This window comes from Streptomyces sp. 2131.1 (genome assembly GCF_900105515.1).
Classification (GTDB): Bacteria; Actinomycetota; Actinomycetes; order Streptomycetales; family Streptomycetaceae; genus Streptomyces; species Streptomyces drozdowiczii.
The window spans coordinates 4960418-4979954 of record NZ_FNSY01000001.1 but is presented as its reverse complement, the minus strand read 5'-3'; the positions used below and the strand labels follow the sequence as shown (position 1 = coordinate 4979954).

At 70.4% G+C, this 19537-nt stretch carries 19 protein-coding genes; 8 read left to right on the top strand and 11 right to left on the bottom strand.

The features are described 5' to 3' along the window. Positions 1-15: 15 nt before the first annotated feature. The 6 genes from BLW14_RS22350 to BLW14_RS22325 all read right to left on the bottom strand — a co-directional run bounded on the left by BLW14_RS22350 (position 16) and on the right by BLW14_RS22325 (position 4673). On the bottom strand, positions 16-750 hold the full coding sequence (locus BLW14_RS22350) for a TerD family protein (RefSeq protein WP_093708972.1): 735 nt from the start codon (positions 748-750) through the stop codon (positions 16-18). A gap of 155 nt (positions 751-905) precedes the next feature. Next, entirely contained in the window at positions 906-2033 is a 1128-nt protein-coding gene (locus BLW14_RS22345; protein WP_093708971.1) for a DUF475 domain-containing protein, read from the bottom strand. Positions 2034-2103: 70 nt separating this feature from the next. Then, complete coding sequence (locus BLW14_RS22340; RefSeq protein ID WP_093708970.1) at positions 2104-2679, bottom strand: TerD family protein; 576 nt, start codon at positions 2677-2679, stop codon at positions 2104-2106. Positions 2680-2840: 161 nt separating this feature from the next. Then, positions 2841-3416, bottom strand: a complete 576-nt coding sequence (locus BLW14_RS22335; protein WP_026171553.1) for a TerD family protein — start codon at positions 3414-3416, stop codon at positions 2841-2843. A gap of 149 nt (positions 3417-3565) precedes the next feature. Continuing rightward, positions 3566-4024 (bottom strand): peroxiredoxin, encoded by a 459-nt coding sequence (locus BLW14_RS22330; RefSeq protein WP_093708969.1) that lies wholly within the window; start codon positions 4022-4024, stop codon positions 3566-3568. A 211-nt stretch (positions 4025-4235) separates the two neighbouring features. Further along, a complete protein-coding gene (locus tag BLW14_RS22325; RefSeq protein ID WP_018518391.1) occupies positions 4236-4673 on the bottom strand; it encodes a DUF3052 domain-containing protein in 438 nt (145 codons plus the stop codon). 540 nt (positions 4674-5213) lie between these two features. Between BLW14_RS22325 and aceE the strand changes: the two genes are divergently transcribed. Continuing rightward, positions 5214-7955, top strand: coding sequence for a pyruvate dehydrogenase (acetyl-transferring), homodimeric type (gene aceE / locus BLW14_RS22320; RefSeq protein ID WP_093708968.1), 2742 nt, complete (start codon positions 5214-5216; stop codon positions 7953-7955). Positions 7956-8023: 68 nt separating this feature from the next. Here the strand turns inward: aceE and BLW14_RS22315 are convergent, their stop codons facing one another. After that, positions 8024-8425, bottom strand: a complete 402-nt coding sequence (locus tag BLW14_RS22315; protein ID WP_093708967.1) for a peptidase inhibitor family I36 protein — start codon at positions 8423-8425, stop codon at positions 8024-8026. A 256-nt stretch (positions 8426-8681) separates the two neighbouring features. Beyond that, positions 8682-10289 carry an MFS transporter gene (locus BLW14_RS22310; protein ID WP_093708966.1) on the bottom strand — a complete coding sequence of 536 codons (1608 nt, stop codon included), beginning with the start codon at positions 10287-10289 and terminating at the stop codon, positions 8682-8684. Between the two features lie 117 nt (positions 10290-10406). On the opposite strand from BLW14_RS22310, the gene BLW14_RS22305 reads away from it, so the two are divergent. The 6 genes from BLW14_RS22305 (at position 10407) to BLW14_RS22280 (ending at position 16631) form a co-directional block, all read left to right on the top strand. After that, a complete protein-coding gene (locus BLW14_RS22305; RefSeq protein ID WP_093708965.1) occupies positions 10407-11063 on the top strand; it encodes a TetR family transcriptional regulator in 657 nt (218 codons plus the stop codon). 175 nt (positions 11064-11238) lie between these two features. Beyond that, positions 11239-12450 carry an alpha/beta hydrolase gene (locus BLW14_RS22300; protein WP_093708964.1) on the top strand — a complete coding sequence of 404 codons (1212 nt, stop codon included), beginning with the start codon at positions 11239-11241 and terminating at the stop codon, positions 12448-12450. Between the two features lie 87 nt (positions 12451-12537). Then, positions 12538-13476 (top strand): DUF4429 domain-containing protein, encoded by a 939-nt coding sequence (locus tag BLW14_RS22295; RefSeq protein WP_093708963.1) that lies wholly within the window; start codon positions 12538-12540, stop codon positions 13474-13476. Between the two features lie 9 nt (positions 13477-13485). After that, positions 13486-14703: a sensor histidine kinase gene (locus BLW14_RS22290; protein ID WP_093708962.1), complete on the top strand. Its 1218-nt coding sequence runs from the start codon at positions 13486-13488 to the stop codon at positions 14701-14703. Between the two features lie 13 nt (positions 14704-14716). Beyond that, a complete protein-coding gene (locus BLW14_RS22285; RefSeq protein ID WP_093708961.1) occupies positions 14717-15400 on the top strand; it encodes a response regulator in 684 nt (227 codons plus the stop codon). A gap of 184 nt (positions 15401-15584) precedes the next feature. Continuing rightward, positions 15585-16631: an alpha/beta hydrolase gene (locus tag BLW14_RS22280; RefSeq protein ID WP_093708960.1), complete on the top strand. Its 1047-nt coding sequence runs from the start codon at positions 15585-15587 to the stop codon at positions 16629-16631. A 27-nt stretch (positions 16632-16658) separates the two neighbouring features. On the opposite strand, the gene BLW14_RS22275 is transcribed toward BLW14_RS22280, so the two are convergent. Genes BLW14_RS22275 through BLW14_RS22265 form a run of 3 tightly spaced genes read right to left on the bottom strand, consistent with a single transcriptional unit; the run spans position 16659 to position 18629 of the window. Then, entirely contained in the window at positions 16659-17105 is a 447-nt protein-coding gene (locus tag BLW14_RS22275; RefSeq protein WP_093708959.1) for a VOC family protein, read from the bottom strand. A 46-nt stretch (positions 17106-17151) separates the two neighbouring features. Then, a complete protein-coding gene (locus BLW14_RS22270; RefSeq protein ID WP_093708958.1) occupies positions 17152-18168 on the bottom strand; it encodes an aldo/keto reductase in 1017 nt (338 codons plus the stop codon). Beyond that, a complete protein-coding gene (locus BLW14_RS22265) occupies positions 18168-18629 on the bottom strand; it encodes a MerR family transcriptional regulator (protein WP_093708957.1) in 462 nt (153 codons plus the stop codon). The genes BLW14_RS22270 and BLW14_RS22265 overlap by 1 nt, the downstream gene beginning before the upstream one ends. A 91-nt stretch (positions 18630-18720) precedes the next feature. Here BLW14_RS22265 and BLW14_RS22260 point away from each other — a divergent pair, with 91 nt between their 5' ends. Further along, positions 18721-19536: a serine hydrolase domain-containing protein gene (locus BLW14_RS22260; RefSeq protein ID WP_093708956.1), complete on the top strand. Its 816-nt coding sequence runs from the start codon at positions 18721-18723 to the stop codon at positions 19534-19536. The last annotated feature ends 1 nt before the right edge of the window (position 19537 follow it).

The window sequence follows — 19537 nt, the reverse complement described above, 5'->3', positions numbered from 1 at the left end:
TCCGAACGAAAGGCCCTAGGTACGGGTCTTGTAGCCGCGGCCCCACTGCATGCCGAAGCCGTACATGCGGTCCAGCTCCGACTGGAAGCCGTAGACGAACTTCACCTCGCGGCGCACGATCAGCTCGTCCTTGATGTTCTCCACCGTCATCACCGCGCAGGAGCGGGCCTGCGGGGCGCGCTCGTCCAGCTCGATCTCGATGCGCGGCCCGTTGCCCGGGTAGAGGGTCACCTTGGCGTGCGTACGGTCGAAGGCCGGGGTCTGGTCGTAGATGTAGACGAAGACCATCAGCCGTTTGATGTTCTCGCGCTGGTCGAGGTTGACGTAGAGGGTCTCACCGGAGGGGGCTCCGAAGCGGTCGTCGCCGCTGAGCCGGATGTAGGGCGGCCCGTTCAGATCGCCGAGCAGGTTGCCCAGGGGCTGCACGACGCCCTTGGTGCCGTCCGCCAGCTCGTACATGCAGCCCAGGTCCAGGTCGACGTTGACCACGCCCTGGGTGTGCGCCTGGACGGGCTCCGGCTGGAAGAGCTTGAACGGGCGCAGCAGCCGGCCGCTCTGGCGGGAGCGGCCCTCGATGTCCGAGGTGCGCATGCGCCAGGAGAGGTTGACGCGGAGGTTGCCGCTGAGCGCGCCCTGCTTGGTAAGCGAGACCGTGGGGCGGCGCCGGGTGAGCACGATGGAGTTGGTGGCCGCGTTCCCCGACTCGAACTGTGTCTCCCGCCCCGGCCACAGACTGTTCCAGAACTCCATCCCCGACCCCGCCCTCTCGGTCCCTCACCCGTCGCATGCGGCGCACACGACCCACGCACCACTGCGGGGCGGCTCCGGGCCGCCTCCGGGTGCTGTCCCGGAAACCTTGCCGTACGAGCCGCCCCGCAGAGAGCGTTCCCTCAATTCCTACCGGGTCACACCCCGGCGGTCACTCCGCTCTTGCCTTCCTCGGCCTCCAGCGCCTTGTTGCGGCGGACCGAGGACCAGAAGGACCAGGCGATCAGGACGACGCCGACGAGACCGGTGATGATCTCGTTGATCTCGTACTGGATCGTGACCAGCAGGATGACCGCGAGCGCGCCGATCGCGTAGTGGGCGCCGTGCTCCAGGTACACGTAGTCGTCCAGGGTGCCCTGGCGGACGAGGTAGACCGTGAGCGAACGGACGTACATGGCGCCGATGCCGAGGCCGAGCGCCATGAGCACGATCTCATTGGTGATGGCGAAGGCGCCGATCACGCCGTCGAACGAGAAGGACGCGTCGAGCACTTCCAGGTAGAGGAACATGAAGAACGCGGCCTTGCCGGAGAGGGCGACCGCGGAGATCTTCTTGCCGCTCCGCTTGGCCTCTTCCTCCTCCTCGTGCTCGCGCTCCTCCTCCTCTTCGAGCTTGTCCTCGAAGTAACCGGAGAGCCCGCCGACGATGAGGTACGTGATCAGACCCGCGATACCGGCGAGCAGGACGGTCTCCGCCTTGTCCACGTGCCCGCCGCCGTGCTGGTGGGCGTGGGTGGCGACGGTCATCGCGGAGATCAGCAGGACGATCAGGGCGATGCAGACCGACAGCATGTCGACCTTGCCGAGCTTGGCGAGCGGGCGCTCGATCCAGCGCAGCCACTGGATGTCACGGTCCTCGAAGATGAAGTCGAGGAAGATCATGAGCAGGAACATGCCACCGAAGGCGGCGATCGCCGGGTGGGCGTCCGTGACCAGTTCCTTGTAGCGGTCCGGGTCGTTGAACGACAGATCGATCGCGTCGATCGGATTCAGGCTGGCGGTAATGGCCACGATCACGACGGGGAAGACCAGCCGCATACCGAAGACCGCGATGATCACGCCGACGGTCAGGAAGATCTTCTGCCAGAAGGCGGACATCTTCTTGAGGATTCCGGCGTTGACCACGGCGTTGTCGAAGGACAGCGAGATCTCCAGGACGGAGAGGATCGCCACTACGCCGAATGCCTCCCACCCCCCGTAGAACCACGCGGCCACGAGGCCGATCACGGTGATCGCGAACGACCATCCGAAGGTTTTCAGAAGCACTGGCTACCCCATCATGTATGTAACGGGTCTCCCCCGAAGTGCACGGGGCTCCCCCGCGCCGTGCGCGGCTTTACGAAACGTTGACCCCGAAGTCTAGAGCGATGCCGCGCAGCCCCGATGCGTACCCCTGACCAACTGCACGGAACTTCCACTCGCCGTTGTAGCGGTAGAGCTCACCGAAGATCATCGCGGTCTCGGTCGAGGCGTCCTCGGTGAGGTCGTAACGCGCGAGTTCCTGACCGTCGGCCTGATTGACGACGCGGATGAACGCGTTGCTGACCTGGCCGAATGTCTGGCCGCGATTGTCGGCCTCGTGAATCGAGACCGGAAAGACGATCTTGTCGCAATGGGCCGGGACCTGCGCGAGGTTCACGATGATCGACTCGTCGTCGCCCTCGCCCTCACCCGTGAGGTTGTCACCGGTGTGCTCCACGGAACCGTCGGGGCTCGTGAGGTTGTTGTAGAACACGAACCACTCGTCGCCGAGCACCCGGCCCGACTGGCACAGCAGCGCGCTGGCGTCCAGGTCGAAGTCGGCCCCCGTCGTGGATCGTGCGTCCCAGCCGAGCCCGACCAGCACCTGGGTGAGATTGGGTGCGGCCTTGGAGAGGGAGACATTGCCTCCCTTGGCGAGCGTGACGCCCATGGTGTGTCCTCCCCGAGTCTGTGAACCGTCTTTTGTGCGGGACGGACCCGCCGGCCGGACCCGTGGGTCCGGGGGCGGAACCGTCCATCGAGCGCGTCCGGCGCCGCACGTGGTGCGGCGCCGGACGCGGACGCTGATGCCGGGGCCTGGCCCCGGGCAGGTCAGACGTTGACGCCGAAGTCCTGCGCGATGCCGCGCAGACCGGAGGCGTAGCCCTGGCCGATGGCCCGGAACTTCCACTCCGCGCCGTTGCGGTACAGCTCGCCGAAGACCATGGCGGTCTCGGTCGAGGCGTCCTCGGACAGGTCGTAGCGCGCGAGCTCGCTGTTGTCGGCCTGGTTGACGACGCGGATGTACGCGTTGCGGACCTGGCCGAAACTCTGCTGGCGGGTCTCGGCCTCGTAGATCGACACCGGGAAGACGATCTTGTCGACGTCCGCCGGCACCGTGGCCAGGTTGACGTTGATGACCTCGTCGTCGCCCTCGCCCTCACCGGTGAGGTTGTCACCGGTGTGCTCGACGGAGCCGTCGGGGCTCTTGAGGTTGTTGAAGAAGACGAAGTTGCCGTCGTTGGCGACCTTGCCCTCGGCGTTCGTCAGCAGAGCACTGGCGTCGAGGTCGAAGTCCCCACCGGTGGTGGTACGGGCGTCCCAGCCGAGACCCACGATGACCGCGGTCAGGTTGGGCGCGGCCTTGGTCAGCGAGACGTTGCCGCCCTTGCTGAGGCTGACTCCCACGAGTCCTCCCATTGGTTTCTTGGGGGCCGGCCGGTGCCGGCGCCTCCACGTCGTGTTGACATCGGATCAACGACTGGATCCTAGTGACCGGTTCCCGCCCTAAACAGGCTTTCGGGACCGGATCGGCCCACGATCCGCCGGAAGCCGGATCAGAGGGCGCCGAGCGCCTTGATGTAGTCGTTGAGGTCGCGCGCGTCGGGCAGGCCGTTGACGACGGTCCAGCGCACCACGCCCTCCTTGTCGATGACGAAGGTGCCGCGCACCGCGCAGCCCTTCTCCTCGTCGAAGACGCCGTAGGCCCGCGAGGTCTCGCCGTGCGGCCAGAAGTCGGAGAGCAGCGGGTACTCCAGACCCTCCTGCTCGGCGAAGACGCGCAGGGTGTGGATGGAGTCGTTCGAGACGGCCAGCAGCTGCGTGTCGTCGTTCTCGAACGCGGGCAGCTCGTCGCGGAGCGCGCACAGCTCGCCCGTGCAGACGCCGGTGAAGGCGAACGGGTAGAACAGCAGCACCACGTTCTTCTCACCCCGGTAGTCGGAGAGCTTCACGGTCCGGCCGTGGTTGTCCTTCAGCTCGAAATCCGGGGCCTGGGTGCCGACCTCGATCGCCATGAAAACGCGTCCCTTCGCTACGTCGCCGGGCTGGGCTGTCCGGGTGACACCCACCCTACGCAGAGCCCTCCGGCGCCCGCGCGGCACCCGGGAAGGCTTCCCGCGTACGAGCGGATCAAGCCACCGGGCGGCGGGGACGGATGTACGACGGGACGTACAAAGGCCCCCGGCCGGCGCGATGCCTGTCGGGGGCCTTCAGGGGTTGGTGGGGTCAGCGCTTGGCCTTGGCCGCTTTGGGCGTGACGAGACGGCTTCCCGACCAGTCCTTGCCCGCGTTGACGCTCTTGGTCTGGGAGAGCCCGGCGGTCTGGGAGGCCTCGTTGATGTCGCTCGGCTCGACGTATCCGTCGCGGCCGGTCTTCGGCGTCATGAGCCAGACCACACCGCCGTCCTCGAGCAGACCGATGGCATCCACCAGCGCGTCCGTAAGGTCGCCGTCCTCGTCGCGGAACCAGAGCAGGACGACGTCTGCGATGTCGTCGTACTCCTCGTCGACGAGGTCCTGGCCGGTAATGGCCTCAATGCCCTCACGGAGCTCCAGCTCGACGTCGTCGTCGTAGCCGATCTCCTGGACCACCTGTCCGGGTTCGAACCCCAGGCGTGCAGCCGGGTTGGTCCGTTCCTCCGCGTGGTCCGCGGTCGCGCTCACGGGTTGCCTCCTGATCATGTTTCGGAAAATGCTTCAGCCACGCGCGTACGCGGGGCGTTGGCCGTAGTCCACACGGGAGCGGCGGATCGCGCAAGTACCCAGCGTACGAGACCGCCTAAACGGTGACGTTTCCTGTCACGTCGCCGTACTGCCGGCGGCCCCCTGCGAGGGCCCGCGTCCTCCATCCCCTTTCCTGATGTCCTGCGTCCTTGGACAGCTTATGCCGTTTCGGCCCGGCATCCGGAGTCGAGAAGCGTTTGGGAACACTTGGACGCCTTGGGCGTATGGTTGCGGTCCGTCCCCTGTCATCCTGCCTGCCCCGTCCTGTCCGACACCTCCTGCCTGCACCGATACCCACTCGGCGGCCGTCCATCCGCCCGGCGGAACCGGGTTCCGGGACGAGTTCGGAGTTACCTCTCGGTAGAGATGACGTACGCGTTCCAGCGGTACACGATGGGGATGGCGTACACATCCTCATGTCCGGGGGCATGACTCCCGTAACAGGCCCCGAAGCGCAGCACCGAACAGCGAAGGAACAGCGTGGCTTCCGGATCCGATCGCAACCCGATCATCATTGGCGGCCTTCCGAGTCAGGTCCCGGATTTTGATCCCGAAGAGACCCAGGAATGGCTCGACTCCCTCGACGCCGCCGTCGACGAGCGCGGCCGTGAGCGGGCCCGCTATCTCATGCTCCGGCTCATCGAGCGAGCGCGCGAGAAGCGCGTCGCCGTGCCGGAGATGCGCAGCACGGACTACGTGAACACGATCGCCACGAAGGACGAGCCGTTCTTCCCCGGCGACGAGGAGATCGAGCGCAAGATCCTCAACGCGACCCGCTGGAACGCGGCCGTGATGGTCTCGCGCGCCCAGCGGCCGGGGATCGGCGTCGGCGGGCACATCGCCACGTTCGCGTCGTCCGCCTCGTTGTACGACGTCGGTTTCAACCACTTCTTCCGCGGCAAGGACGACGGTCTGGGCGGTGACCAGATCTTCTTCCAGGGACACGCGTCGCCCGGGATCTACGCCCGCGCGTTCCTGCTGGACCGGCTGAGCGAGGCGCAGCTGGACGCGTTCCGCCAGGAGAAGTCGAAGGCGCCGAACGGGCTGTCCAGCTACCCGCACCCGCGGCTGATGCCGGACTTCTGGGAGTTCCCGACCGTGTCGATGGGCCTCGGCCCGCTCGGCGCGATCTACCAGGCGCGGATGAACCGGTACATGGAGGCGCGCGGTCTCGCCGACACGTCGAACTCGCATGTGTGGGCGTACCTCGGCGACGGCGAGATGGACGAGCCGGAGTCGCTGGGCCAGCTGTCCATCGCCGCCCGCGAGGGCCTCGACAACCTGACCTTCGTCGTCAACTGCAACCTCCAGCGCCTCGACGGCCCGGTGCGCGGCAACGGCAAGGTCATCCAGGAGCTGGAGTCCCAGTTCCGGGGTGCCGGGTGGAACGTGATCAAGCTGGTCTGGGACCGCTCCTGGGACCCGCTGCTGGCGCAGGACCGCACGGGCATCCTGGTCAACAAGCTGAACACGACGCCGGACGGGCAGTTCCAGACGTACGCGACGGAGACCGGCGCGTACATCCGGGAGCACTTCTTCGGCGACGACCCGCGGCTGCGCGAGATGGTCAAGGACATGACCGACCAGCAGATCCTGCACCTGGGGCGCGGCGGTCACGACCACCGCAAGGTGTACGCGGCGTACGCGGCGGCCAAGGCCCACAAGGGCCAGCCGACGGTGATCCTGGCGCAGACGGTCAAGGGCTGGACCCTCGGGCCGAACTTCGAGGGCCGCAACGCGACCCACCAGATGAAGAAGCTGACCGCCGAGGACCTGAAGCGGTTCCGGGACCGGCTGCACATCCCGATCGCGGACAAGGAGCTGGAGGACGGCAACCCGCCGTACTACCACCCGGGCCGCGGCTCGGAGGAGATCCAGTACATGCACGACCGCCGCAAGGGCCTGGGCGGCTACGTCCCGACCCGCGTGGTGCGCGCGAAGGCGCTGGAGCTGCCCGGGGACAAGACGTACGCGACGGCGAAGAAGGGCTCGGGTCAGCAGTCGATCGCCACCACCATGGCGTTCGTCCGCATCCTGAAGGACCTCATGCGGGACAAGGAGATCGGCAAGCGCTTCGTGCTGATCGCGCCCGACGAGTACCGCACGTTCGGCATGGACGCGTTCTTCCCGAGCGCGAAGATCTACAACCCGCTCGGGCAGCAGTACGAGTCGGTGGACCGCGATCTGCTGCTCGCGTACAAGGAGTCGCCGACCGGGCAGATGCTGCACGACGGCATCTCCGAGGCGGGCTGCACGGCCTCGCTGATCGCCGCGGGTTCGGCGTACGCAACGCACGGCGAGCCGCTGATCCCGGTGTACGTCTTCTACTCGATGTTCGGCTTCCAGCGCACCGGTGACCAGTTCTGGCAGATGGCCGACCAGCTCGCGCGCGGCTTCGTGCTGGGTGCGACCGCCGGCCGGACGACGCTGACCGGTGAGGGCCTCCAGCACGCCGACGGGCACTCCCAGCTGCTGGCCTCGACCAACCCGGGCTGTGTGGCCTACGACCCGGCGTTCGGGTACGAGATCGCGCACATCGTCCAGGACGGTCTGCGCCGCATGTACGGCGGGACGCCCGAGGAGAACGAGGACGTCTTCTACTACCTCACCGTCTACAACGAGCCGATCCAGCACCCGGCGGAGCCCGCCGACGTGGACGTCGAGGGCATCCTGAAGGGCGTCTACCGCTACAGCAGCGGGGAGAAGGGCGAGATCCCGGCCCAGATCCTGGCGTCCGGTGTGGCGGTGCCGTGGGCGGTCGAGGCGCAGCGCATCCTCGCGGACGAGTGGAACGTGAAGGCGGACGTCTGGTCGGCGACCTCCTGGAACGAGCTGCGGCGCGAGGCCGTGGACGTGGAGCGGTACAACCTGCTGCACCCGGAGGAGGAGCAGCGCGTCCCGTACGTGACGCGCAAGCTCTCCGGGGCGCAGGGGCCGTTCGTGGCGGTGTCGGACTGGATGCGGTCGGTGCCGGACCAGATCGCCCGCTGGGTGCCCGGTGCGTACCAGTCGCTGGGTGCGGACGGCTTCGGCTTCGCGGACACGCGGGGCGCGGCGCGGCGGTTCTTCCACATCGACGCGCAGTCGATCGTTCTCGCTGTGCTCACGGAGCTGGCGAAGGACGGGAAGATCGACCGTTCGGTGCTGAAGACGGCGGTCGACCGCTACGAGCTGCTGGACGTGGCCTCGGCCGATCCGGGGGCCGCGGGCGGCGACGCGTAACACCGCGACCGGTGCGGGGCGGCGGTGCCCGGGTGGGTGCCGCCGCCCCGCAGCGTGTCCGGGGCCGGTCAGCTCTCCCAGACCTTGAAGGCGCGCACCTGGTACGGGGAGCGTGGCAGCCAGGTCCCGCCGCCCGGATACGTCTCGAACTCGCCGGTCTCCTGGCACTCGGCGGACTGGTAGGTGGTGACGGGCCGGCCGGTGCGGTTGGCGAGGGCCTGGGCGGTGGTGCCGGTCTTCAGCGGGACGCAGCTCTCGATGTCGATGGTGGACAGCTCGTGGGTCTGCCGGGCCCCGGTGAAGTCGGGCTTCGCCCAGAGGCAGAGCTGCCCGCTCCCGCAGTCCCCGAGCCTGACGGGCGCGGCGGCCGCTCCCTGGACCGCCGTGGCGCGGGCCGGCGGGGACGAGAACAGGGCCGTGAGGGCGAGCAGGGCGGCGGCCAGGGCGGCCGTGACAGTGGTCGTACGCATGCGAGATGAACCCCCGTTGTGATGGAAACGCAGAGTGGGAACGTCCACCGGTGTGGATCTTCCACCACCACCCTGGACGGTTACGCTGCGTAACCGGAAGAGTCCGGGGCCGGGTTCACCCTGACAGGTGACAGCCCCGCCGGTTCGCTCCGGCGGGGCTGTCGGACACGCCGTGTTGACGCGCGCGGGTCGGACACGCCGTGTTGACGCGCGCGGGTCGGACACGCTGTGTTGACGCGCGCGGGGTGAGGGGCGGTCAGATGTGGCCGCCGCCCATGCCCGCCTCCGCGTTCTCGCCGCGCTTGGTCAGCGTGGCGACCAGGGCGGCGATCACCGCGACGATGCCGGCGACCATGAACGCGGTGCTCATCCCGGAGACGAAGGTGTCGTGCGCGACGCCCACGATCTTGCCCGCGATCTCCGGCGGGGTCTCCTCGGTGACGGGCGGCATGCCGACCTTGATGGCGGAGGAGGCCTGGTCGAGCTGCTCGGGCGAGAGCTGCGGGAGCTGCGCGTCCTTCCAGTTGCCCGGCAGCTCGGAGTCGACGCGCGAGGCCATGATCGCGCCGAGCACCGCCGTACCGAGGCTGCCGCCGACCTGCATGGCGGCCTGCTGGAGGCCGCCGGCGACGCCGGAGAGCTCCATCGGGGCGTTGCCGACGATGACCTCGGTGGCGCCGACCATGACGGGGGCCAGGCCGAGGCCGAGCAGGGCGAACCAGACCGACATGGTGAGCGTGCCCGTGCCGACGGTCAGCTGGGACATGCCGAAGCACGCGACGGCCGTGCAGACCATGCCGCCCACCAGCGGGACGCGCGGGCCGAACCTGGTGATGAGAGCGCCCGCCACCGGCGAGGCGACGATCATCATGGCGGTCAGCGGCAGCAGGTGCAGGCCCGCGTCGACGGCCTTCATGCCGTGCACGTTCTGCAGGTAGAAGGTCACGAAGAAGAGGCCGCCCATGAACGCGAAGGCCATCAGCACCATCAGGACCGTGCCCGCCGAGAGCGGGACGGAGCGGAACATCGCCAGCGGGACCAGCGGCTCCTTGACGCGCTGCTCGACCAGCGCGAAGGCCAGGAACAGGACGACCGCGCCGACCAGGAAGCCGATCGTCTGAAGGTCGCCCCAGCCCCACTCGGAGCCCTTGATGAGCGCCCAGATCAGGCAGAACATCGCGCCGGACAGCAGCACGATGCCGGCGATGTCGAAGGAGCGCGGGGCGTTCTCGGCGCGGTGGTCCCTGAGGATCAGCACGCCGAGCACCAGGGCGAGGACACCGACCGGCACGTTGATGAAGAAGACGGACTGCCAGCTGACGTGCTCGACGAGCACGCCGCCGAGGATCGGGCCGCCGGCGGTCGAGGCGCCGATCACCATGCCCCAGATGCCGATCGCCATGTTCAGCTTCTCGGCCGGGAACGTGGCGCGCAGCAGCCCGAGCGCGGCCGGCATGAGCAGCGCGCCGAAGAGCCCCTGGAGCACCCGGAAGGCGATCACGAGGGCGACGCTGTCGGACAGGCCGATGGCGCCCGAGGCGGCCGCGAAGCCGACGACGCCGATGAGGAAGGTCTGGCGGTGGCCGAAGCGGTCACCGAGCTTGCCCGCGGTGATCAACGAGACCGCGAGGGCGAGCATGTAGCCGTTGGTGATCCACTGGACGTCGGCGAGCGAGGCGCCGAGGTCCTGCTGGATGGCGGGGTTGGCGATCGCGACGATCGTGCCGTCGAGCGCGACCATCATCACGCCGATGGCCACGGAGAACAGCGTCAGCCAGGGGTGGCCGCGCAGCCCCTTGGCAGGTGCGGGAGCGAGGCCCCCGGGGTCCCGCGGAGCCTTTTCGACGGTGGTCTGACTAGTCATACGCGTGAGACTAGTGTCAGCCACTGACAGTTGACTAACCATTTCACTAGTCGGTAACTGTCATGTAGCTCACAGGTAAGCTGAGCTGGACAAAGCAGGGAAAAGAGGGCCGGTTCAGTGACCGAAGGGCAGCCGTCCGCGGCGCTCCCCACCGGGCTGCGCGAGCGCAAGAAGCGGCGCACCCGCGACGCGCTGCTCGTCGCCGCCCTCGAACTCTTCACCGCCCACGGGTACGAGGAGACCACCGTCGACGAGATCGCCGACGCGGTCGAGGTCTCCCAGCGCACCTTCTTCCGCTACTTCCCGGGCAAGGAGGCGGCGGTCTTCGCCGTGCAGGACATGGTGGAGTCCCACTTCCTCTCCGAGCTGCGCCAACGACCCGCGGACGAGGCACCGTTCGAGGCGATGCGCCGCGCCGTGCTGTGCGCCTGGGACAGCATCGGACAGACCGTGGAGGCGATCATCCCGGTCGAACTCCACATGCGCGCCTACCGGATGATCGAATCCACGCCGTCGCTCCTCGCCGCCCATCTGCGCCGCGGCATCGTCCTGGAGAACCGGATCACCGAACTGATCGCGGGGCGCGAGGGCCTGGACCCGGCGCGCGACCCCCGCCCCCGGGTCGCCGTCGCGGCGTTCTCCGGGGTCATGCGCGCGGCGGGCCAACTGTGGGGCCAGAGAGGGGACGGCGGCATGGAATCGCTCCGCGCCCTGACCGAGACACACCTCGACGCGCTCGCCCCGGCCCTCTCCGAGAGATGGCGCACACCGTGAACACCAGCGCGCCACACTCCGTCAACAGCCCGTGAGCGAGGCGCCTCCGAGGGCGCGGAGCGTGCCGCAAGGCCGTACGCAGCGTGAGGCGACCGCCGTGTCATTCCGCACAGTCGGGTGATGTACGTCACCCCTGTCACAAACAGGCCACGCGCGTCTCCTAGGGTGGTCCGGAGTGACTTCCTTCGATTCCTCCCCCACGCTCACCGCCTGGCGCGCGCTGCTCGCCCTGGCGGTCGTCTTCGTGATGCTCGCGACCACCGGCTGGACCGCCGTGCACCATCAGCGCTCCGCCGACTCCCGCGCGCTCGCGCTGGCCGCCTGGGCCAAGGGATCGATAGCGGGACAGCCGCTGCCGGAGGCCGACGCACCGCCGTACAAGCTGGCGCACTTCTTCGCCACGCTCACCGCCGCGCAGCGCGCACAGCTCGCCGACAGATACCCGCTCGTCGTCGGCAACCTCAACGGCGCCCCGGTCACCACCCGTTACCGGGCGAACCGGCGGGCGATCGGGCAGGCGAGCGCCGTCGAACGCAAACGCGTCCACGACAGCAGGCTCTCCGCCACAGGCCGTTCCGAGGCACAGCACCGCCTGGACCGCTTCCGCTCGATGCTCGCGAAGGACCGGCACTTCCTGGCCTTCGACCCCTCTGGGCGGGGGCTGGCCGCCGAGGTGTTCGGCGACCTCGACCGGGCCGACCGGATCTCGCTCGTGGTGCCCGGCGTCGACACCACCCTCCTGACGCTGGAGCGCACCGGCGCCAAGACCAACGCGGCGCCCGTCGGCATGGCCAAGTCGCTGTACGCCGCCGAGCTCGCCGCGCGCCCCCAGGCGCGTCCCGCGGTGATCGCCTGGGCCGACTACACCACGCCCGTCGGCATCGGGATGGACGCCGCCCTGGGCAACCTCGCCCGGCGTGGGGCGGTCCGGCTCGACGCGCTCGTCCGGGCGCTCCCGGGTCCCGCGCCCGTCTCGCTGTTCTGCCACAGCTACGGCTCCGTGCTGTGCGGGGTCGCCGCGAGCAGGCTGCCCGGGCGGGTGGAGGACATCGCGGTGGCCGGCAGCCCCGGCATGCGCGCCGACAACGCGGCTCAGCTGCACACCAGGGCGCATGTGTGGGCGATGCGGGACAGCGGGGACTGGATCGAGGACGTGCCGAACCTGGAGTTCGGGGGCCTCGGCCACGGTGCCGATCCGGTCGACCACGACTTCGGCGCCCGGGTCGTCTCGGCTCAGGGCGCGGTCGGCCACAGCGGCTATTTCGAGCCGGGCACCGAGAGCCTCGACAACTTCGCCGCGATCGGCGTGGGCGCGTACACCTCGGTGACCTGCGCACGGGCCGACAGCACCTGCAACGACGGGGTGTATCCCAACACGACAGCCTGACGCGCGTAGAGACATCGCGTCCGGTCCTCGGACGCGATGCACTCCGAGAGGGGACGGGGCGGGCAAGTGCCGCATACGATGAGGCGCATGGGTGATGTGCTGGCCGGAATTCATGCCACCTGGGAGTTCGACGGCGACTCCGTGCTCATCCGCTACGAACGGGGTATCCGCACGCCGAGACTCCTCCAGAGCCTCCGCGAGCGCCGCGTCCCGCACGCGGCGCTGTCATCGGTGACGCTGACCCCGGGCAGGCGGGGCACGGTGGTGCTGCGCGCGGTCCCGCGCCCCGGTGCCGACCCGCTCCTGGAGGCGGCGGCCGGGCAGCTCAAGGACGGCTGCGACCCGTACCGCCTGGTGCTCCCCGCCGCCCGAGAGACCCTCGCCGAGTACTACGCGGACGAGCTGCGCACCTGTCTCGGCTCGGACGCGTCCGCGCCCGCCGACCGTTTCCTGGTGGCCGCCCCCGAGGCGCCGATGCAGTTCAAGGCGTACGACGGCCGGGCCGGTTTCGACGGCGAGCGGATCTCGTTCCGCTGGTTCTGGACGGGCGCCTCGTCGGAGAAGTGGAAGGCCGGCGACCAGACGTTCCCGGTCACCGACCTGTGCGGGGTCGAGTGGCGGTCGCCGGAGGGCCTGGAGGGCTATCTGCGGCTGCTGCCCAAGGGGGCGGAGCCCGTGGCGCCGGCCTCGGACGTGCTCACCGGCGCGGGGATGCGGACCGGGACGGCCACGGGCGTCCAGCCGGTCATACCCCGGCCCGCGCGGGCCGACCAGGACCCCGCAGCGGTGATCTTCGGGCTCGGCTACGGCCCCGTCCACGAATCGCTGCCCTTCGCGGCGGCCGTCCTGGAGTCCGTACGCAGAAAGCAGTCCGCGCCCCCGGCCGCTCCCCTCACGGCCGCGGCCCGGCGTGATCCGGCGGACATCGCGGAGCGCATCCACCACCTCGGGGAGCTGCACCGGGCGGGTCTGGTGACCGACGAGGAGTTCAGCGCCAAGAAGGCGCAGCTCCTCGCCGAGCTGTAGCCGCCCGCGATGACCGAGCCGATACCCGCTACCGCCTCCGCTTCGCGGCGCTGGGAGAGGTTCCTGCCGCAGGCCGCCGCCGTCGCGCTGACGGCGCTCTTCCTCCCCGTCACCTTCGCCAACCTCCTCGACCAGTACGGGCTCGGCGGCGCGGCCGCCACCACCCTCGCCGTCACCCAGGCCGGACCCCTGCTGCTGCTGGCGCGGCAGCCGCTGTGGGCGTGGTGGATCGTCTTCCCGGCGGACATCGCGGGCGCGCTGGTGCTCCTGGGGCAGCCGGCCCGCGAGTACGACGTGTGGCCGTGGCCGCCCGCACCGCTCATCGCCTACCTCTTCCTGCTCCTCGCGCTGGCGCTGCGCCGGTCGCGGCGGGTCCTGGTCGCCGTCTGGCTGGCGAGCGGCGCGGCGAGCCTGATCCTGCACCTGGTCCGCGCGGACCGCAGCAACGGCAGCGCGCTGCTCCTGCCCCTGTTCGGGGCCGTGGTGCTGGTGATCGGCGCGGCGGTACGGGAACGGCGTGTCGCGCAGCGCCGGCTCGCCGAGCAAGAAACCGTCAGCGAGGCGGAGCGCGCCCGGCGGACGCTGCTGGAGGAGCGGGCCCGGATCGCCCGCGAGCTGCACGACGTGGTCGCCCACCACATGTCCGTGATCACCGTCCAGGCGGACTCCGCGCCCTACCGGCTGCCGGAGCTGTCGGACGAGGCGCGCGAGGAGTTCGGGACGATCGCGGCGAGCGCGCGGGAGTCGCTGGCCGAGATGCGGCGGCTGCTGGTGGTGCTGCGCGGCGACGGCACGGAGGGCGAGCGGGCCCCGCAGCCGGGGATCGACCGCCTGCAGCAACTGGTGGAGGCGACGGTACGGGCGGGGCTGCCGGCCGAACTGTCGCTGGCCGCCGACCTGGGTGACGTACCGCCCGCCGTTGACTTGTCCGCGTACCGGATCGTGCAGGAGGCGCTGGCCAATGTGGTCCGGCACGCGCCCGGGGCACGCACCCGGATCTCGGTCACCTCGGACGGTGAACAGGTGACGGTGCTGGTCGTCAACGGCCCGCCCGAGCAGCCGGTTTCACCTCTGGAGTCGGCGGGAACGGGCCACGGCCTGGTCGGGATGCGGGAGCGCGTACGGTTGACCGGTGGCTCACTGGACACCGGGCCGCTGCCGGACGGGGGGTTCCGGGTCGCCGCGCGGCTGCCGCTGCCCCCGCCCGGGCCCGCCGACGCCCCCTGAGCCCGGAGGAACCGTGCCCATCCGTGTGATCATCGTCGACGACCAGGCCATGGTGCGGGCGGGATTCGCGGCCCTGCTGGCCGCGCAGGCGGACATCGACGTGGTCGGCGAGGCGCCGGACGGGCGCCAGGGCGTCGACGTCAGCCGCCGGGTCCACCCGGACGTGGTGCTGATGGACGTCCGGATGCCGGAGATGGACGGCCTCGCGGCGGCCCGGGAGCTGCTCGACCCGCCGCCGGGCGTGGTCCATGTGCCCAGGGTGCTGATGCTGACGACGTTCGACGTGGACGACTACGTGTACGAGGCGCTGCGCGCCGGCGCGTCCGGGTTCCTGCTGAAGGACGCGCCGCCGGCGGATCTCATCGCGGCGGTACGGGTGGTGGCGGCGGGCGACGCGCTGCTCGCCCCGTCCGTGACGCGCCGTCTGATAGCGGACTTCGCCAGGCAGCAGCCGCCGGCGGCTTCCCGGGGCGGGGCCGCGCTGCGGCTCAACGGGCTGACGCCGCGTGAGACGGAGGTCCTGGAACTGATCGCGCGCGGCCTGTCGAACCAGGAGATCGCGGGCCGGCTGGTGCTCGCCGAGCAGACGGTGAAGACGCACATCGGGCGTGTCCTGGCGAAGCTCTCCCTGCGGGACCGCGCGCAGGCGGTGATCTTCGCGTACGAGGCGGGGCTGGTGGTCCCCGGCTCCGCCTGACGGGCCACGGGGCGGGGCGGCCGTCCCGGCTCGGCCCACCCGCTACACCCCCTACCCGGGTATCACACGGCAGTTGGCTCCCCGGTGTGACGCCCGGGCCCCCACCGCGTCCCTACCTTCCTCCCGTCGCGCCGAACAGCGCGCGGGGAACGGCCGGTTCGGCCGGAGAGGGAGGGCGGGGCGGATGCGGCGTTACGCGAGGACCCTGGTCACGGTGGCGCTGACGGTCACCATGGTGTCGGGGACGGCCGGCTGGGTGGCGGGCAACGCCCAGCAGGCGGTCACGGGCCCGCCGCCCGGTACGGCGTCCTGGCGGGCCGACCACACGCTGGGGCGCGAACTGCCCGACCCGGAAAGGGATTCACCCGCTGCGGTGGCCCGCTTCTTCGCGGGGCTCACGGACGCCGGGCAGCAGGCACTGGCCCTCCGGCACCCGCTCGTCGTCGGCAACCTGGACGGGGCACCCGCCGAACTGCGCTACCGGGCCAACGCCCTTGCCCTGAAGGCGTCCCACGATCCGCGTTACGCCCACCTCGCGAAGGACCCGGCCCGCCGCATCCTGGCGTTCGACCCGCGCGGCCGGGGCCAAGTCGCTGAGGTCTTCGGTGACTTGGCGAGCGCCGACCGGGTCTCCGTGATCGTGCCCGGCTCCGACATCGACGCCGGCACCTTCGACCGTACGACCGATGTGTACGGCACCCCGGCCGGCATGGCCCGGTCGCTGTACGCCCGTACGGGTCCGGGCACCGCCGTGATCGCCTGGGCCGGGTACACCACCCCGGTGGGCCTCGGCCTCGACGCCGCGCGCGGCACCCTGGCCGAGGCGGGCTCCGTGCGGCTGACCCGGTTCGCGGACGGGCTGGCGGCGGCCGGGACGCCCGTCACGACGGTGTTCTGCCACAGCTACGGCTCGGTCGTCTGCGGCCTGGCCGCGCCCCGGCTGCACGCCGCCGACCTGGTGGTCCTCGGCTCCCCGGGGATGCGCGCGGACGACGTGGCCGATCTGCGCACCGGGGCGCGGGTGTGGGCGGCGAAGGACCCCGGCGACTGGATCGCCAACGTCCCGCACGTCGAGTTCGCCGGGCTCGGCCACGGCGCCGACCCCGCGTCGCCGGGCTTCGGCGCCCGACGGGTGCCCGCCGGCGACGCGGACGGGCACACCGGCTACTTCGCCCCGGGCACGGAGTCGCTGCGCGCGTTCACGGCGATCGCGAAGGGCGCGTACGCCTAGGGCCTGTCCCGACCCGCCGGACAGGCTCTAGCCGTTCCCGCCCAGCTCCTCCGCGAGTCCGACGATGACGCCGTCCGGGCCGCGCAGGTAGCAGAGCAGGTAGGTGTCCTCGAACCGGGCGATGGAGCCGACGAGTTCACCGCCGAGAGGGCGCAGCCGGGCGACGGTGTCCTCGATGTCGTCGACGGCGAACATGACGCGGTGTGTGCCGAGCACGTTGTGCGGCCGGTCGCGCGGAGCGTCGATCAGCTCGGGGCTGAGGTACTTCGCGAGTTCCAGCCTGCTGTGGCCGTCCGGCGTGCGGAGCATCGCGATCTCGCAGTGGGTGCCGTCGAGCCCGGTGCACTGGTCGGCGAAGCCGCCCTGGACCTCGCCCTTGCCCTCCAGCTCCATCCCGAGCTCCGCGAAGAACGCGATGGCGGCGTCCAGGTCCTCGACGACGATGCCGACGTTGTCCATCCGCTTGATCGCCATGCTGTTGCCTCCTTGGTCGCTTCCTCGTGCGGAGGCTACCCGCCCGCTACTCGCGCGCGAGCGAGGTCAGGCTCATGTCGTGGTAGCGGTCGCCCGCGACCTGCCCGGCGATCGGTTCCAGCACGGCCAGTTCGTCGTCGGTGAGCGTGAGGCGGGTGGCTCCCGCGTTCTCCAGGAGGCGGTGGCTCTTTCGGGTGCCCGGGATGGGGACGACGGTGATGCCGTGCACCTGGGCGCGCTGCTGCACCCAGGCGAGCGCGACCTGCCCGGCCGTCGCCCCGTGCGCGGCGGCGATCTTGTGGACGGGCTCTAGGAGCGCCGTGTTGGCCTTCGCGTTCTCGCCGGTCATGCGGGGCTGCGAGGCGCGGAAGTCGCCCTGGGACAGCTCCTTGCCCGCGTCCGCGAACGATCCGGTGAGGAAGCCCCGGCCCAGCGGCGAGTAGGGCACGACGGTCACGCCCAGCTCGGCGGCGGCGGCCACCGCGCTGCGTTCGACGTCCCGGCTGAACAGGGACCACTCGGACTGGAGGGCGGCGATCGGGTGCACCGCGTGCGCCTCGCGCAGTTCGGCGCCGGTCACCTCGCTGAGCCCGAGCTGCTTGACCTTGCCCTCCCGCACCAGCTCGCCCATGGCGCCGACGGACTCGGCGAACGGGACGGCCGGGTCGCGGCGGTGCATGTAGTAGAGGTCGATCACGTCGGTGCCGAGCCGGCGCAGGCTCGCCTCGACGGCCTTGCGGATGTAGGCGGGGCTGTTGTTGACGCCCCGGTAGTCCGGGTCGTCGTCGCGCCGCTCGATGGCGAACTTGGTGGCGAGGGTGATCTCGTCGCGGTGCGCCCCGACGAACGGCGCGAGGAACGTCTCGTTGGCTCCGCTGCCGTAGATGTCGGCGGTGTCGAAAAGGGTGACGCCCGCCGCGAGCGCCGTTTCCAGCGTCTCGCGGGCCGCGGCCTCGTCGGTGTCGCCGTAGAACTCGCTGATGCCCATGCAGCCGAGGCCCTGGACCCCGACCCGGGGGCCGCCCCTGCCGAGCTCCACCGTGGCGATCTTGTTGTCAGTCATCAGGCACTGGGCCCTTCCGGCGCCCCGCGGGCGCCCGCATAGAAGTCGATCTTGTAGTCCAGCACGGCCAGGGTGTCCTGGAGCTCCGCTATCCGCGTTCTCACGTCGCGGCGGGTCGCCTCCAGCAGCTCCTGCCGTTCCTCGAAGGTGTGGTCGCCCTCACGTATGAGTTCGGCGTACCGGACCATGTGGGCGACCGGCATCCCGGTCAACCGCAGCTTGGTGACGAAGGCCAGCCAGTCCAGGTCCCGGTTGCTGAAGCGCCGCTGGCCGGTGTGCGACCGGTCCACGTGCGGCATGAGACCGATCCGCTCGTACCAGCGCAGGGTGTGGGCGGTCAGGCCGGTGAACGCGGCGACCTCGCTGATCGTGTAGCGGTCCTGCCCGTCGGGGCGCGGGTGCGCCGACGGGGCGGAGGCGCAGAGGTCGGTCCGGCTCGCGGTGGTCTCCGTCACGGTCATGGCTCCACGCTATGACGTTGGAGTGCACTCGAAGCAAGCATCACCGGGTGCGGTTTCCGACAGGTGGGACGCGGAATCTACTCTCGTACGCATGCAGAGCCTGGCGATGATCGAGAACTGGCCCGTCCCCACCGCGGCGGCGGCCGTCGTACGAGCGGACGGCGAGGTCGCCGGTACGCACGGCCCGACCGCCCACCGCTTCCACCTCGCCTCCGTCACCAAACCGATCGCGGCCTACGCGGCGCTGGTGGCGTACGAGGAAGGCGCCGTCGAGCTGGACGAACCGGCGGGTCCCGAGGGCTCGACCGTGCGCCACCTGCTCGCCCACACCAGCGGCCTCGCCTTCGACGAGCACCGGGTGATGGCCCCGCCCGGCAACCGGCGCCTGTACTCCAACGCCGGCTTCGAGGTGCTGGGCGACCACATCGCGAAGGCCGCCGACATCCCGTTCCCGGAATACGTTCGACAGGCGGTTCTGGAGCCCCTGGGGATGACCGCCACCACCCTGGACGGCTCCCCCGCCAAGGACGGCGTCTCCACGGTCGACGATCTCGCGCGCTTCGCGGCCGAGGTGCAGGCCCCCCGCCTCCTCGACCCGCGTACGGTGGCCGTCGCGCAGAGCGTCGTCCACCCGGGCCTGAAGGGCGTCCTGCCCGGCTACGGCCACCAGAACCCCAACGACTGGGGCCTCGGCTTCGAGATCCGCGACTCCAAGTCCCCGCACTGGACGGGCGCCTCGTCCTCCCCCGCGACCTTCGGCCACTTCGGCCAGTCGGGCACCTTCCTGTGGATCGACCCGGTCGCGGGCGCGGCGTGCGTCGCGCTCACCGACCGGGCCTTCGGGCCGTGGGCGGTCGAGGTGTGGCCCGCGTTCACGGACGCGGTGCTGGCCGAACTGGCCGGGTGAC

What these genes read in the sequence shown, in the direction of transcription:
- BLW14_RS22350 (WP_093708972.1), bottom strand. Translation starts at nt 750, where the DNA reads ATGGAGTTCTGGAACAGTCTGTGGCCGGGGCGGGAGACACAGTTCGAG.
- BLW14_RS22340 (WP_093708970.1), bottom strand. Translation starts at nt 2,679, where the DNA reads ATGGGCGTCACGCTCGCCAAGGGAGGCAATGTCTCCCTCTCCAAGGCC.
- BLW14_RS22330 (WP_093708969.1), bottom strand. Translation starts at nt 4,024, where the DNA reads ATGGCGATCGAGGTCGGCACCCAGGCCCCGGATTTCGAGCTGAAGGAC.
- BLW14_RS22315 (WP_093708967.1), bottom strand. Translation starts at nt 8,425, where the DNA reads ATGCGTACGACCACTGTCACGGCCGCCCTGGCCGCCGCCCTGCTCGCC.
- BLW14_RS22310 (WP_093708966.1), bottom strand. Translation starts at nt 10,289, where the DNA reads ATGACTAGTCAGACCACCGTCGAAAAGGCTCCGCGGGACCCCGGGGGC.
- BLW14_RS22295 (WP_093708963.1), top strand. Translation starts at nt 12,538, where the DNA reads ATGGGTGATGTGCTGGCCGGAATTCATGCCACCTGGGAGTTCGACGGC.
- BLW14_RS22290 (WP_093708962.1), top strand. Translation starts at nt 13,486, where the DNA reads ATGACCGAGCCGATACCCGCTACCGCCTCCGCTTCGCGGCGCTGGGAG.
- BLW14_RS22280 (WP_093708960.1), top strand. Translation starts at nt 15,585, where the DNA reads ATGCGGCGTTACGCGAGGACCCTGGTCACGGTGGCGCTGACGGTCACC.
- BLW14_RS22275 (WP_093708959.1), bottom strand. Translation starts at nt 17,105, where the DNA reads ATGGCGATCAAGCGGATGGACAACGTCGGCATCGTCGTCGAGGACCTG.
- BLW14_RS22270 (WP_093708958.1), bottom strand. Translation starts at nt 18,168, where the DNA reads ATGACTGACAACAAGATCGCCACGGTGGAGCTCGGCAGGGGCGGCCCC.
- BLW14_RS22265 (WP_093708957.1), bottom strand. Translation starts at nt 18,629, where the DNA reads ATGACCGTGACGGAGACCACCGCGAGCCGGACCGACCTCTGCGCCTCC.
- BLW14_RS22260 (WP_093708956.1), top strand. Translation starts at nt 18,721, where the DNA reads ATGCAGAGCCTGGCGATGATCGAGAACTGGCCCGTCCCCACCGCGGCG.